At 41.9% G+C, this 13777-nt stretch carries 13 protein-coding genes and 1 pseudogene; 1 reads left to right on the top strand and 13 read right to left on the bottom strand.

Annotation, left to right across the window (positions count from 1 at the left end):
- The first annotated feature begins 7 nt into the window (after positions 1–7).
- Positions 8–754: a thioesterase II family protein gene (locus BDD26_RS16385; protein WP_115827138.1), complete on the top strand. Its 747-nt coding sequence runs from the start codon at positions 8–10 to the stop codon at positions 752–754.
- Between the two features lie 71 nt (positions 755–825).
- Here BDD26_RS16385 and BDD26_RS16380 read toward each other — a convergent pair.
- The 13 genes and pseudogenes from BDD26_RS16380 to BDD26_RS16320 form a co-directional block, all read right to left on the bottom strand.
- Positions 826–1128 (bottom strand): annotated as a pseudogene (locus tag BDD26_RS16380) (transposase); the annotation flags it as partial.
- 183 nt (positions 1129–1311) lie between these two features.
- Positions 1312–1710 carry a nucleoside 2-deoxyribosyltransferase gene (locus tag BDD26_RS16375; protein ID WP_211305487.1) on the bottom strand — a complete coding sequence of 133 codons (399 nt, stop codon included), beginning with the start codon at positions 1708–1710 and terminating at the stop codon, positions 1312–1314.
- Positions 1711–2061: 351 nt separating this feature from the next.
- The gene (locus tag BDD26_RS16370) at positions 2062–3285 is read right to left on the bottom strand and encodes a hypothetical protein (protein WP_038260177.1); all 1224 of its coding nucleotides are present in this window, start codon (positions 3283–3285) and stop codon (positions 2062–2064) included.
- A 9-nt stretch (positions 3286–3294) separates the two neighbouring features.
- Entirely contained in the window at positions 3295–4395 is a 1101-nt protein-coding gene (locus tag BDD26_RS16365) for a GNAT family N-acetyltransferase (RefSeq protein WP_051502230.1), read from the bottom strand.
- A 1-nt stretch (position 4396) separates the two neighbouring features.
- The gene (locus tag BDD26_RS16360; RefSeq protein WP_115827137.1) at positions 4397–5239 is read right to left on the bottom strand and encodes a hypothetical protein; all 843 of its coding nucleotides are present in this window, start codon (positions 5237–5239) and stop codon (positions 4397–4399) included.
- Entirely contained in the window at positions 5236–6627 is a 1392-nt protein-coding gene (locus tag BDD26_RS16355) for a P-loop nucleotide/nucleoside kinase family protein (RefSeq protein WP_115827136.1), read from the bottom strand. The genes BDD26_RS16360 and BDD26_RS16355 overlap by 4 nt, the downstream gene beginning before the upstream one ends.
- Before the next feature lie 12 nt (positions 6628–6639).
- A complete protein-coding gene (locus BDD26_RS16350; protein ID WP_115827135.1) occupies positions 6640–7500 on the bottom strand; it encodes a hypothetical protein in 861 nt (286 codons plus the stop codon).
- Positions 7497–8642: a DegT/DnrJ/EryC1/StrS family aminotransferase gene (locus BDD26_RS16345; RefSeq protein ID WP_115827134.1), complete on the bottom strand. Its 1146-nt coding sequence runs from the start codon at positions 8640–8642 to the stop codon at positions 7497–7499. The genes BDD26_RS16350 and BDD26_RS16345 overlap by 4 nt, the downstream gene beginning before the upstream one ends.
- A gap of 34 nt (positions 8643–8676) precedes the next feature.
- Complete coding sequence (locus BDD26_RS16340) at positions 8677–9888, bottom strand: MFS transporter (protein ID WP_147299027.1); 1212 nt, start codon at positions 9886–9888, stop codon at positions 8677–8679.
- 4 nt (positions 9889–9892) lie between these two features.
- Positions 9893–11236 carry an ATP-grasp domain-containing protein gene (locus tag BDD26_RS16335; RefSeq protein WP_115827132.1) on the bottom strand — a complete coding sequence of 448 codons (1344 nt, stop codon included), beginning with the start codon at positions 11234–11236 and terminating at the stop codon, positions 9893–9895.
- A 4-nt stretch (positions 11237–11240) separates the two neighbouring features.
- A complete protein-coding gene (locus BDD26_RS16330; RefSeq protein WP_038260164.1) occupies positions 11241–12269 on the bottom strand; it encodes a radical SAM protein in 1029 nt (342 codons plus the stop codon).
- A gap of 356 nt (positions 12270–12625) precedes the next feature.
- Positions 12626–13162, bottom strand: coding sequence for an IS630 family transposase (locus tag BDD26_RS16325; protein WP_084766466.1), 537 nt, complete (start codon positions 13160–13162; stop codon positions 12626–12628).
- Positions 13156–13629, bottom strand: coding sequence for a helix-turn-helix domain-containing protein (locus BDD26_RS16320; protein WP_051502334.1), 474 nt, complete (start codon positions 13627–13629; stop codon positions 13156–13158). Before BDD26_RS16320 ends, BDD26_RS16325 begins: the two co-directional genes overlap by 7 nt.
- Positions 13630–13777: the final 148 nt, after the last annotated feature.

Below are 13777 nucleotides of genomic sequence, written 5' to 3'. Positions count from 1 at the left end.
CTTAATTTTGACTGATTCAATCCTATACCCTGCGTTCGAAAGAACAGAAGCGAAAGTTCAACTTGTGTTTTTACATCATGCTGGTGGCTCCAGCTACTCTTATTTGCAACTTTCTCAGAAGCTATCTGGATTTATTGAAACATACTGTATGGAACTGGCAGGCAGGGGGTCGCGTTTCTTACAGCCATTTCAGACGGATGCTGAAACGGTAATATCTGACCTTCTTGCTTCGATCAAACGATTGAAATTGGGAGAAGACAAGCCTTTGTTGTTGTTTGGCCATAGCCTGGGAGCAGAGCTTGCTTACCATGTAGCTCGAAGATTAAAAGGTGAGGCACCGGGAAAGAAATTGGGCCTTATACTTTCTGCGCGGGGAACGTCCGCTCCCGATGATTTACGAAATGAGACATTATCAGAAGCGGAAATAATAGACTTGCTGGAAGAATTTGAAGAGACGCCTCAGGATGTTCTCACACACCCTGAATTGCGAAAATATGTGGTTGACGCCATGCGAAGTGATCTTCGTCTGCTGGCTTCTTTATCCCGGTTGCCGAAGCCGGCGATAAACTGTCAGGCCTGTGTGATTGGTGCGGATCACGATGAGCACGTTCCTGTCCTTTGGTTGGCACAATGGCGAGAAATATTCACTATGCCTGTGACACAAAAAGTTTTTGCAGGAGAGCATTTCTACTTATTTTCCAGTGATGAAGTTATTGATTGGATAGAGGAACGGGCGCGGGAATTGGTGGCCTGACTTTTCAAACTTCCACGCTCACCGACAAAGACTGGTCTGAAACAAATAGTTATAATTAACCCGAGTTCTGTTTAAACCATCACTGGAACATCTTCTTCTGAGTAGAAAATTTTCAGTGATGGTTTCTTCCATTTTAGGCAGTAGGCAATCACACCGCCTAAAACGGTCAACAGAAATCCTGTTAGACTTCGGTGGCGAGAATGCTCTATTTGAGAAATTTCTTTTAACTGACCATTAATGGTTTCAATGAGAAAACGCTTTAATAACATTATCCTGTCCCACTCTGCCTGCGCCTTCGCTTTCATGTTACGGCGTTTTTTCGTGATGAAAGTGGCACCTGTTTGCGCTAAATCGTCCGCCAGTTCCTGGCTAACTCATGGAATCAATAAAAGCAATTCCCGTGGGTTTTCCTTTCGCAGTATTACCCGAAAAATTGCGTGACGAATTAATTAGTTGGTACAGCTAATTGGTTCACCCTCATTCAGATACTCATTCATTATGAATGAAAATTGGTGAATAGGGGCGTGGAGCCCCTATTTTCTGATTCATGCCATATTTCATGCCATGGTTAAAGATTTTTGGGTAACTTGCCTTTCTGCTATGGATTGAATTGTATGGCTTAATATAGCCGGATCATGTTCAAAATCATTCAGGGAAATATGATGAACTTGAGCAATAGCTGATAAGCCTTTTAGTAAATGGCTGGCAGAGTGATTAAAGGGTTGTTCGGTGACCAGTATAATTGGACGTTTTAAGGCGGAAGCCCAGCCTAATTCGATATGGGTGCCATCCGTTCTGATTAGTTGTTTTTGTTGTGGGCAGACGGGCAAAATGGCAACAAAAATATCACACTGTTCCATCCATTGGCGATCCCGTTGGGAAACTTCCTCCGGTGTAAATAGATGGGTTGCTCCACCAAACTGCTCTGCGCGATGAGCGGAAAAAAACGTTGGCACCGAGTGATTCCAATTGGTGAATAGCCGATTTAATGTGAACTTGCAAATTATTGTCTAATACCCTGGATCTCAGTGCATGTTGAATAGGGCCGCCAATAAATACGTTAAGATTAGAAAATATCATAGACATAGGGTCTCCTCTTATAGAAATAAGATCTCATGTTTATACTCGTCGTACTTCATGATGCATTTATTATTTTCCGCAGTGCGGGGAGATAATAAGCGGTTTTCGTCTTGCAAGCTGCAACTTGAAGTTTATAGAATATATACGTAGCTGATAATAATTTATTTTTATACAAACATTACAGGATTATCATTTGAATAAATTATATTCCCATTATTATTTTATCGTTAAATTAGAGTGCCATCTTCCAATTTTTGATTGGAAAACCGATTTTCAATATAACTAACAATAATGTCATCTGCATTTTTTGGGAAAATGTCATTTTTGGAAATATCGTTTGGGTAAATGTTATGACAAAAATCAGGGTGGTTTTTTTCTTTTGCGAAAAATTGGCTGATCATATCCATCGCTCGTTTTCTTTCTGTGGGGTTATTAATAAATAAGTCATTACATTTTTTAATTAACGCTAATCCCTCTTTCTCCGGCAGATATGGGGGAATATCCGGGTAACCATATTCTGGTTGCCATAAGAAACCGTATTCATGACTATAATAATGTTGCAGATAAACGTCTAATTGTAATTGCTGGCTATAATTTTGTGGTGGTAAGAAAAAGACATCCTTATTGAGAGCGACACACTCATAAAATGTTGTAAGACCTGGATTGGCTAATACCTTACGGGCACGGCGTAATTTTTGCAGAAAATCATGCCTTGCAAAACAGCCAATATTAATATGAGGATGCGTTTTGGCAAACCTATCTGCCAGATTGACGATCGTTTTGCCTCCACCCGCAATAGTAATATGAGTTTCATGTTGCAGATAAGGGATAGACAATAATTCTGCCAGAAAATGGTAATAAAAATCGGTGGTATCGGCGTAGACGGTATCAATACCACCAAGTGTAATTAACACGCCTTCTGGTGAATGTTCATCCATCGTACGCTCATCCATCATATATTGTTGCAGGGAGCTGTGGAGAATCGGTGGTATCACTTGATAATTGCCAAGCTTATTTTGGAATCGTTCAATATTGCGTTCTATTCCGTGAAAGTTCTGAATGAATGTTTTCTCGGTTTGGTGCAGATCGACATGAAGATTGTCCCACATCCAAAATAGCGTATCGATATAGATAGTGGGAGTATCAAGTTTCGAAACGAAATTAATTGAGTTAGGATTAGTATTGCTGATATACAAGTTTGCACCTGAAATAAGTTCACAATAGCGTGAGAGCTCGGTAACAGCAGTGGTATCACATTCATAAACAGCATCAAATAAGCCGGATTTTTGGCCTAATTGGGAAGAAGTGAGTGTACCCAGCAAAATAAATTTAGTGCCTGATATTAATTTATTTCGGCGCCTTAATTTTTCCACTACATTTAACGTGGTGGATATTGGGCCAAAACAGAATGGATCGGCGTCAAAGATAATACAGGGAGCGTTTTTCAACATGTTACTCTCTCATAAAGGAATATTTACATTTTCCACATCAAACTGTTTAGTGTAAGGGCAATATAAAAAAGTACTGCCATGAAGATGATTAAGATGCCATCGCCCAGAAAGATTGAGATCGCGTGTCATTAAATGAGCCAAGAAAATATTGTGCAAATTTTGATGGGAAACAATCATTCGCATGGAAGACATTGAAAGCTCATCACCCATTTGCATGATAAAACGATGAATTCTGTTGGCGGCATCCGTTACCTGTTCTGAGTTTTTGAAAGGCGAATCAAGGGGGGTATATAGCAACCGATGGGCATAATCTTCACCATAACGATGCGGAATATCTGCCAGCTTCATGCCAATAAGCTCTTCTGGAAAGAATTCACAAAGTGCCTCCGTTTCTTGTATTAAACAAGACTTATTGGCTGAACTCAATGCTTTGGCAGTTTCAAATGCCCGACGTTGGGGCGAAGTATAAATAGTTTGCCACGGCAGTTTCCCCAGTATTCGGATACCGATTTCTTTAGCTTGTTTGATGGAAGTCGCATCAAGAGCGATTAAATTATCTTCAGGGCAATAATCCAGATGATCAAGCGGGATAATTTGTCCATGCCTTAACCACAGTATCTTTAGGGGAGGTATGGGGCCATGGTAGTGCACACGCTCATCGACTTGGTGGCTTGAAAGCCCATGGGATTGCCAAAAAAAGTTGGCACTTTTACCGACATCGGTCTCCAGATGAACCTGGGTTGCACCGTGGCGTCGTCCCCATTGCAACATGGCATGCCATAATCCATGACCTAGCTTTTGGCGTTGGTATTCATCCCTGATATAAAATTCAGCAATATTCAGGGTAACTTTTTCTTCCTGCCCAAATTCTTCCCGTTCAAGATATACATTGGCTAATCCCGCCAATTGCCCGGCATTCAGCAACAAAAACAGCCCCCTGTCACCTTGCAGGATGCGTTGTTCAAGTGCGGTATGGTTTTCTTTTGCCATCGCCTCTTCTGACAGATCGCCAAAAACGTCCGGCCAATAGCGTTGAAAATATTCGCCATAAAGATGAAGAAATGAATTCCACAAGGGAGATTGCGGGGTAACTTGTTTGAGTTCTAGCATTTTACTGACTCCATTCAACTCTGGGTGAACTGAACATCAACATGATGCTCTCACACCATTGATGATAATTTGAGCTTAAAAGCCCTTTTTCTTGTCGGGGTTCAGCGAGTAACGGCTGAATCAGTCCCTGATGTTTAAGCAATGTTTGCAGAGAAGGAGAGCATTTCTCCCAATCCAATACAGTGCGGTAGGGACTTGATTGATAAGCAGCGTACAGTGAGGCATTGTGAATATCATCTTCAATGGCATGAAATTTTAGCTGGTTTCTTAATGCCGCAAATTTTTCTTCAGCGGCGGTATAAAACGCCGTGAAAATATTTCTGACCGAGGCGGGAACAGGCTTTCTGTTTGTCAGGCGAAGGCGTAATGCACCACCAGTACGGATAAGTTTATTGCCGTTGAAAGAATAATACGCAGCATGAACATGCAAGAGTTCCTGTAGGCAATTTTCCCTGCCATAGCCCTGAGAAAGATCCAGAAACACATGAACATGGGGGATGTTTTGCTTTTGCTGCAAAAATGCCAGACATTCCGGATCGATATAACCTAAAGGATGGGCGAGAAGTACGGCGCAGGGTTGTGGCAGGGCATTTAGCATGTCCATCATCGCGTGGATATCCGCTTGTAAAACCACGCTGGCCTGTTCTGGCGACAGAACAGGATAGAAGCGCGGCTGCCAATTAGCGGCGTAAACGGATTCAACCATACTCTGACATATCCACTCCGGCATCAGACAGTCACCTTGAGGCGCTATATCCTGTAGATCTTTACGGAAAAAGTCTCGTACCGAGTCGCCATAGTGGATGATATTTTCCGAAAATAGGTTATTGTGGTCAGCTATCATGGGGTGATCCTGAGATGAAGCCGTTCAATATACTGACTGGCTAATTGGTCATAGAATTCATTGTTTCTGCCCCAGAGATCAACCTGAAGGCCGGTATCAGGGCAGTAAAGCCTCTCAAGATGATCCATCAGACAATTAATCCCCATCAGGCTTTCTCTGCCTTGATGACTGCAACCCCATTTAGCAGCATACCATTGACCCGCGCCGTCATTTAGCATCAATGACCAAGCGCCGGGCGTACCCGTATCATCATAAGTGACAGCCAGATGGTATTGGTTACTTTTGGATAACAGACCGGGGAGATACTGGAGATCTTCACGGTTCAGGCTGCGCATATCACTTTGCTGAGTGGTTTTCCAGCTTCTGGCATCGACACATAAGGCATCTTGCCATAATTGCTCAGTCTGCCCTGAGGTACTGTAACGAGTGACGGTACTGTAGCCACGTGCTTTTTTCAGGCTGCGTTTTAATCGTGTTGAGTGCCGGATCAAAAAATCAGTTACCGTTGTTCGCGGCGGGATATTGGCAATGGGGGCTAACCATTTACTCTCTGCATGGCAGTGTAATCCATGCTGCTGCGCTAAATGATGTAAATAGTGATAAGCGTGGGACTCAGCATTCAAATACTTAAATACAATGGCTTGAGATTGTTGCTGTAAAAAAGCGAGTAATTCTGTTTCTTCTTTCGCCGTAAAGGTGAAATCGAAGAAAGTATTGCTTTGCCACTGCTGGTGGTTTTCTTGCCAGACCAAATCAATATGCTTAAAACGTTTGAGTTCTGGGTAACGCAGCACCGTTCCCAGACGCCATAAAGGTGAAGTTGTTGGATTGGCGAAGACGTCAACTGGAACTGGCGCAGATTGCTGCATAATCGCTTGGCTTATCAGTGCCACTATCCTGTTTGTAGAATATTTCGCGCTATCCAGCAACGTTTCATCAGGGACATTGTTATTCCACAAACTATCCTGAGCAACTTCTCTTATCCGGCAAGTGGGCAAACGATCTTCGATCGCGCGTTCCTGATTACGGGTAATCAGTGTTGCTTCCTGTGCAACCAGTCGGTAATGCAGAATTCGGACATTTTTTCGGGTAAACCGGCAATGAATGGCGTCAATCTCTTCAGGATAAATGAATACGCCATCCAGAATAATCAGATCACTACCGGCATCAAGGCAATCATCCGCCACCTTTAATAGTCGCAAGGTATCTTCCATGATAATTTTTTGCGTAAGGTGTGATCGTGGTTCAACGAAATGATGAAAAGTATCCCACGGTAAATAGGAAACCGTTAACCCCTGTGCCAACATGGCCTCTTTCAATTGGTTACACGTAGTGGATTTGCCACTTGCCGGTGTTCCTCTAACAACAACAACGGTCTTATGCTTCATTGCCCAATACCTTTATTGCTCAAAACGTTTATTGTCCAAAACCTTTGCTTGCCAGCCCTGCATGATATCCACAACAGAATGTGGGTTAAAGATAGCCTGGTAATAATCCTCATGACCCATTTTAGCGGCACGATGTATGATCTGTTTGGTGGTTAGACGTAATTCGATTTTATGATTGCTATTACCCAAACACATTTCTTTACCTTGGGTATTGGGTGCCGGATGGTAAAGCAATATGTTGCAATTTTGTCCAGTCGCATGATAGTAAATCTGGATGGCTTTTTGTTGCGTGGTATTTTCCACAAACAGGGTGTGTTCTGGGGGAATACCAAGGGCTGCGTTGAGGAATTCGGGAGTGTAAAGAGTAATATTGCGGTAATACACATCCAGCATCATCTGTTCTTCATCGGTTCCCTGCGGATAAGTGGCATCCGGTTTTTTAGCATAAAGGCCATATAGCCTTGATGGTGGCAAAACCGTCTTGATATGGGGAACCCACTGATCAAGATGCTGGCGGATCTTATCCTCGGATGTATCTACCCAATAAATTGGGGGTAAAGGTATATTTAGTTGTTCCAACGTATAAATAATGCCGGCTTCCAGCCATGCCCTCATTGTCGTATGGTTGGCCTGTGTAGGATCAAAATGCAATAAATCGGCCATCATGATCGCTTCATGAGACTGAAAATAGAGATAAACCGGGGCATTGTGTTGTGAAGCGATAATTGCCGGCAGCAGAGAATCGATCAAATCCTGTAGTGAAAGCCGGGCGGGAATGCCTTTTGCGTAACAGATACAAGAGCCGCCCAACACATACTGGACTGGCTGATTGTTATTACCAGGTTGGGTGAAAAAGTTGTTATTTAATATCATGCTGGCTTTCCTTCCACCCACTGTAAGACATTTTCATAAGTTGCATTATCAATAGGCACGGGCAGACAAATGCGATCAGCCACTATCGCAGGGTGCTTCGCTAATTCTGGTACAGGGAGCGGATCTTGGTGCAGACTCCAGGGAAAATGGTCAGAGTAGGGCGAAAGTTGATTTTTTATAATCGGGTGATTAGCTAAATCCCATGCTTTCCAATCATATAGCAGGGTTGAATTGCAACGATCTGCGGGCAATTTGCTGCGTTTTAGCCAGACAGAGACGGGGATCGTACCTTCCGGGCGTGGAGTGACCCAATCTGTGGGCAGATGTTGCAGAATTTCTTGATAACGCGCGGTTAACAAAGTGCGAAACTGTTCGATATTTTCTAATTGGTCAATCAGCAAGGTAGCTTGTATTTCATTGAATTTATTATTGTCACCAAAACCAATACTATTGCGCCAATCTGGATAGCCCTCTGCTGTACGTTCAGCGCCGTGGTCAGTCATCATGCAGGCATTGATAAACAGGGGGAGATTTTTGGCAATCAGTAAACCGCCTTCACCGCTGCTGATTAATTTATTGGCCTGAAAACTGAAACAACCATACTCACCAAATGTACCGACAGGCTGATGTTGGTATTTCACTCCCATCGCTTGCGCACAGTCTTCAATCAGGTGCACATGATGTTGCTGGCAAATCTGGGTGATTTCAGCGATTGAAGCGGGAGTCCCTTCCAGATGAACGGCAATGACTGCCAGAGGTTTTGTCTCCAGATGATTTAATGTGCGTTTCAGTGCTATTGGACACATCATGCCATTGTCATCGACATCAACAAGGACAGGGATTAATCCGCAACTCAGTACAGCGTTGGCTGTCGCGATAAATGAGATGGAAGGAATGAGCACCCATTGCCCTATTTTGGGTCTGAGCCCAAGCAGGGCAGCTTTAAGCGCAACAGTGCCATTTGTGATGAGAATGGCGTGTTGAGTATGCAGGATATTTTGCAACAACTTTTCTGCCTGAAAGCAATATTGGCTCTCTGTGGCATACCTGAATACCGCTTTATTATCAAGGACAGTCTGCAAGCGGAATTGTACATTATCAGCAATCTTGGTATTACCGAGATAAGGTCTAAGATATGACATATTATTATCCTAATAACGAATATACTTATTAATATCACCTGCGCCAATGATGCAGTGGAGCAGGGACTTTATTTATCTGAATGATGAAATAAACAGCGATTGCCATCAGTAAAAGTATAGAGAAACCAAACACCGGTAAAAAATATTGGCTGGAATCAGGCGCAATGGATACGGTAATTGCTGCTATTGGGAATGAGAAATTCATTGTGACCTGGAATAAAGAAAATAACCGGCCTTGTTGCATTTCCAATCCTTTTTGATAAATGATGTTGGTAATTAACACATTGAAATAAATTATTGCAATGTTGTAGAGCAAATAGAAAAAGGATTTTGCATAAAATGTTGGTAGCTGAAAAAACAGAATGCCAAATATCAACAGACTAATAAATATTGCAATGGGATAACGTTGGATATGGTTATCAACACGGGTTTTATTGAGTAAGGTGGTGCAGAAAATCGGGATCAGAGCACTGAGTAAATAGAACAGGGTGACCAATCCATAACTTTTATGCGCCAAACTTTCCATGACAACAACGGGCAGTGCCACCATCAGAAACGCATTGGCAAAAATGGTGAAGACAACAGCAATGGCAAACGTCTTATAATAGCGCTGTTGAAATACAGAACGTAGCCTAACGGTTAACTGAGATTTTTGTTCTGCTGTACGCTTTATCTGCATTTTCATCATAAGATAGCAGACATAGAAATAAGGTAGCAGGGAAAATAACTTGATTGCCACAATCGTACCGATCCCTTGCGTAATTCCCAGCAAAGCACCCAATCCGGGGCCAAGGGCTGAAATAAGTGAAGTGGCAATAACAATATAGAGAGAGACATTTAAATGTTGACCACCTTGTTGCTCTGTCCAGCCATTAAGTTCATGCCAGGCAACCCGTGACCACGGAATTTCATAGGCAAAAAGAAACTCCAATGTGGCAATAAACAAAAGCAGCATAATAGGAGAAAATGCTATTTTACTCACTAATAATATCAATAATAGTAAAGTGCTAAAGATTTCAATCAATAATATAACAATACGAAACTGCCAAATATCCGTTGCATAATCAATTTTATAACCCCATAACAAAGCACCGATAGAGGTAAATAAAAATATAACGCCCATATTAGCATAATAGTATGTCATTGGTGTATTTTCAGATAATAATATATAGGGATATCCGACAGCGAGAATACTTGAACCAATGCCATTAATCACTAAAGAAATGAGAAACAGACTTCTTATCATCGCATTAATCTTTTTTTATGGTTGTATAGTGGAATTTAGTTTTGTAATTATTTAAATGTTGCAGACACTCATGTTCGTTTTTGGCAGAGCAAATAATATAGCCCATTTTTTCAGTATAATGGGTGTTGGAGAAATAATTGCCGGTTTTGGCATACTGTTCCCATTCAATAACATGCTCATCAATAATTTCGTCTACAGGTGTTATGGCATCTACTTTGCCAATCGGTGGGTTAAAAATGATCATGCCAATACAATTGGGATCGGCGTGCCTGGTGGAGAAAGAAGGCGTGTTGTTAATCGAAGACTGAGAAATCAATGCGTTGATAAAGACATCAAAGGCATGTCTATGATCGGCTTGTGCATGAAGGTCGAATAGTCTGAGTCCGGGTGGACGCGATGCGGTTTCGCAAAGTATCAAATTATCGGTATTTTCTTCAATAAAAATTTCAGTATGGGTAAAACCGTATTCGAGATTGAATGCCTGCAATACTCGTCGGTTAAATTCAAACAACCTGTGGCTGTCCGGAGAATCCGGCAACATGGTATGCCACATAAAATGACCGGGTTCGGTTTGATCGGCAAAGAGTAATGAACAAGCGTAAACGCCGATGCCTTGATAGAGTATCTTATGCTGGAAAACGGCGGTATCAACATGCAGTAACTTGCCCTGGATTTTTTCCTCAACCAGATACTCTTCCGGGGAATCCAGTTTCTGTAATGCACAGAGCAAAGAAGTGCGGTCTGAATATGCTGTAACACCCATCGATCCCCAAAATGAGCGAGGCTTTACAATAAAACCGACTTGATTGCCCTTGTGTTTGGCGGCATTCTCGACTGATTCGGTAAACGCCTCGAAATGTTCAGGGGAGATGAGCATCTCTGATGCCAGAGTGAATTTGGGACAATCAAGCCCATGTTCATTGGCAATCTTGCGCATTATCCACTTATCCCTAAATGATCGGGCCACCTCAATAAGGTGAATATCATGGTTAATATGAGCTGCGATCGTCGCCATCAATTCAACATGCAGCTCAGAAAAAGCCATAAAATAGTCGATGTGAATGGGTCCGGTAGTCATTGATAGTGTTTTTTGGACCTGTTTCAGCGCCTCGATTATTCTTCTGTCGGCATGATTAGCCAACGGATCATCAACCACTAAATATGCCAACGCTGAAGAACAATCCGTTGAGTCCAGCCATTTTTTCTTGATCAACAGAAGCATATTTACATTATGTTGATAACATAATTGAATAAAACGTTCACTGTCTTTGATATCCGGCATACAGAAAATCGTCGGCTGCCCGCGATGAAAACTGGCCTGATTATTGATATGTATTTCTAGAGACATCGTGTTACCTTAATCTATTGGCAGGATCACAGCCTTTAATACAATCGCAAGTGATGACGGGATACATTTTTTTACGGAACAGCGAGAACTTATCACCATGCCAAATATCGTGCAGCGAATGCTCCAGAACATTGCCCATAATATACTGCTCAGGGTTGGGTCGATACATCGTAGTATCGCAAGGGTAAACATTTCCTGTTACAGCATCAATGAATAGTGTTGTCAGTGGAATAGCACAAGCTTTTTTGCTGGAAGCGTTGTAATTCCCCATTTCAGCGCGGGAATAATCTTCCTCATTGCGGCCGAAAATTTCGTAGTTGGCATCCATGAATAAATGACGTGAAATTTGTTTATTTTCCAACAGGGTCGTTATTTTCTGCATAAATAATTTAATTTGAGCCGTATTTAAAAATAGCAGAGGGTAATCTTTAATCGGGATCAGATTAACACCATCAACGCCCAGTTCAGCCATTTTAAGCAGAAACTTATCGATAGTGTCATAATTTAGTGAAGTCACAACATGATTGACGACAATAATCGAAGCCGGTATTTCCTGCTTAATATATTCCATTGCATCATAAAGATTGTTTGTTAACCAACGAATGCCGCGCGATTCACCATTTTTTTCAGGTTCTACATGATCAATGGAAATATAAAATTTTCTGACAAGATGGCTTTTATTTTGTATACGATTGAAAATCTTTTTTGATAAAGCCGTTCCATTGGTAGTAATAGAAATCGGTGTATTTTTATTACAATCCAAAATAGCCAGAAAATCTTTTGATAAAAAGGCTTCACCCCCATGAATATTGACTTCCTGTGGTGAGAGTGCCTCCAGTTCTTGCCAGAGTTTAACCATGTCTATTTGTTTATGTGCATCAATCTGAGCCGTTTGCCAGACATCGCAAAATTCGCAACGCGCATTACAAATATTATTGATACGTATAAACGCATAGTTAAGTTTAGGTACGGCAAACAACCTTGCCGGGTTCAGACCAATAGGATACTTCGCAATGGCGATGGTTTCTTCCATATTATTTTCCACGTCATGATAAATCCAAAAGTGATCAACCTTACTATTAATAAAAAATTAAAATAACGATAATGGATTTTTGTGTTTGTCGATTTGCGACTCTACAGCAGTTTTACATATGATCAATATCAAAAATGGGGGCTGATGATATTAATATTTATAAATATCACTACAAACAGAAAGGTATTGGCGGGTAGACTTGATATTGTCAGTAAACGTTACACATAGCGTACAGAATAATACAACCTGAGCTTATGTAACACTTGACGAAACTGGTGAGATAAATATTTTTTCAAAATTCATTGAAATACATGACAAAATCATTAAGCATTATCTTAACATTCATTATTAAGTACTCAAGAAAAGTTAATTGCAAATTGGTCGCCATAACCTTTCAATAAAGTATTTAATTCATGCTCCATTGTATTCTGAGTCCAAGTGATAAAACGTCGCCAATGGTATTTGGCCTGTTTCCAGACGATCTCAATCAAATTCAGCTCTGGGCTGTAAGCGGGAAGATAGAATAAAAACATGTTGTGTTCTCGTAACCAGCCATTTCTGATTTGTTCTTCGATCCCGTGATGGATACGCGCATTATCCAACACTAAAAATGTCAGGCGGTTGTCCCCTTGTTTGGCGACCTGCTCTAAAAAATCAATCACGTCATCGCGCGTGATACTGCCTGACGTTGTCTGGTAAAACAGCGTGTTATCCGTGTAATTTAACGCCCCCAGAACTGACCGTCTGTCATGCTCTCGAGGCTCAGTTTTATGGGGCTTACCCCGTGGACTCCATCCATATTGCACCGGAGGAGACGCGGCAAAACCCGCCTCATCGAAATAGAGCAGACGGTAATGGCCTAACTGTGCTCCAGCCTTAATTTTATTCAGCAAGGCGGATTTTTTAGCAAACTCCGTTTCGTTACGCTTTTTTTAAGCGACAGTCGGGTTCGTTTATAGGTGAGCCCCTGCTTTTTCAGGGTATTTGCCAGCGTTTCAAGCGTACAAGGCAGGGCACCATGCTTTGCCTCAACGCACTGAGCTATCCGGGCGAGTGTCAGGGACTCTGCGCTGGCCGCTTCGACCGCAGTGGCAATCATGTCAGGCGTCATGGCGAGATACCGGCCTCCGGCATGACCACCTAATAATCCCGCTATCCCTGAATTGTGCCACATGTGAACCCAATTATAGATAACCCGGAGACTGCATCCGATTTCAGCGGTGATCTGGGACGGCTTGATCCCTCTGGCAAGCATGAGCAAACCCGTTCCTCGCGTACGAATGTCCCGATGTGGATGATTCAAAGCAAGTTGTTGCAATGTGATTCGTTCAGGCTCAGAAAGTATTATCTTCGATTTCATAAGAACAGGCAGAGAATCAGGTTATCGTGTTATCGATTGTAACAGTAATGCAGATAATTTATCTGATTAACTTATCATTATGCCTCTCGAAAAGGCGAAACAATTTCCCCTCTTCCAAATGGAACCCATGTCAAAAAATATAAATTTT

The sequence above is a fragment of the Xenorhabdus cabanillasii genome, from assembly GCF_003386665.1.
GTDB classification, from domain to species: domain Bacteria; phylum Pseudomonadota; class Gammaproteobacteria; order Enterobacterales; family Enterobacteriaceae; genus Xenorhabdus; species Xenorhabdus cabanillasii.
This window is presented reverse-complemented; position numbering and strand designations above follow the sequence as displayed.

What these genes read in the sequence shown, in the direction of transcription:
- BDD26_RS16350 (WP_115827135.1), bottom strand. Translation starts at nt 7,500, where the DNA reads ATGATATTAAATAACAACTTTTTCACCCAACCTGGTAATAACAATCAG.
- BDD26_RS16335 (WP_115827132.1), bottom strand. Translation starts at nt 11,236, where the DNA reads ATGTCTCTAGAAATACATATCAATAATCAGGCCAGTTTTCATCGCGGG.
- BDD26_RS16345 (WP_115827134.1), bottom strand. Translation starts at nt 8,642, where the DNA reads ATGTCATATCTTAGACCTTATCTCGGTAATACCAAGATTGCTGATAAT.
- BDD26_RS16320 (WP_051502334.1), bottom strand. Translation starts at nt 13,629, where the DNA reads ATGAAATCGAAGATAATACTTTCTGAGCCTGAACGAATCACATTGCAA.
- BDD26_RS16365 (WP_051502230.1), bottom strand. Translation starts at nt 4,395, where the DNA reads ATGCTAGAACTCAAACAAGTTACCCCGCAATCTCCCTTGTGGAATTCA.
- BDD26_RS16360 (WP_115827137.1), bottom strand. Translation starts at nt 5,239, where the DNA reads ATGATAGCTGACCACAATAACCTATTTTCGGAAAATATCATCCACTAT.
- BDD26_RS16330 (WP_038260164.1), bottom strand. Translation starts at nt 12,269, where the DNA reads ATGGAAGAAACCATCGCCATTGCGAAGTATCCTATTGGTCTGAACCCG.
- BDD26_RS16340 (WP_147299027.1), bottom strand. Translation starts at nt 9,888, where the DNA reads ATGATAAGAAGTCTGTTTCTCATTTCTTTAGTGATTAATGGCATTGGT.
- BDD26_RS16355 (WP_115827136.1), bottom strand. Translation starts at nt 6,627, where the DNA reads ATGAAGCATAAGACCGTTGTTGTTGTTAGAGGAACACCGGCAAGTGGC.
- BDD26_RS16370 (WP_038260177.1), bottom strand. Translation starts at nt 3,285, where the DNA reads ATGTTGAAAAACGCTCCCTGTATTATCTTTGACGCCGATCCATTCTGT.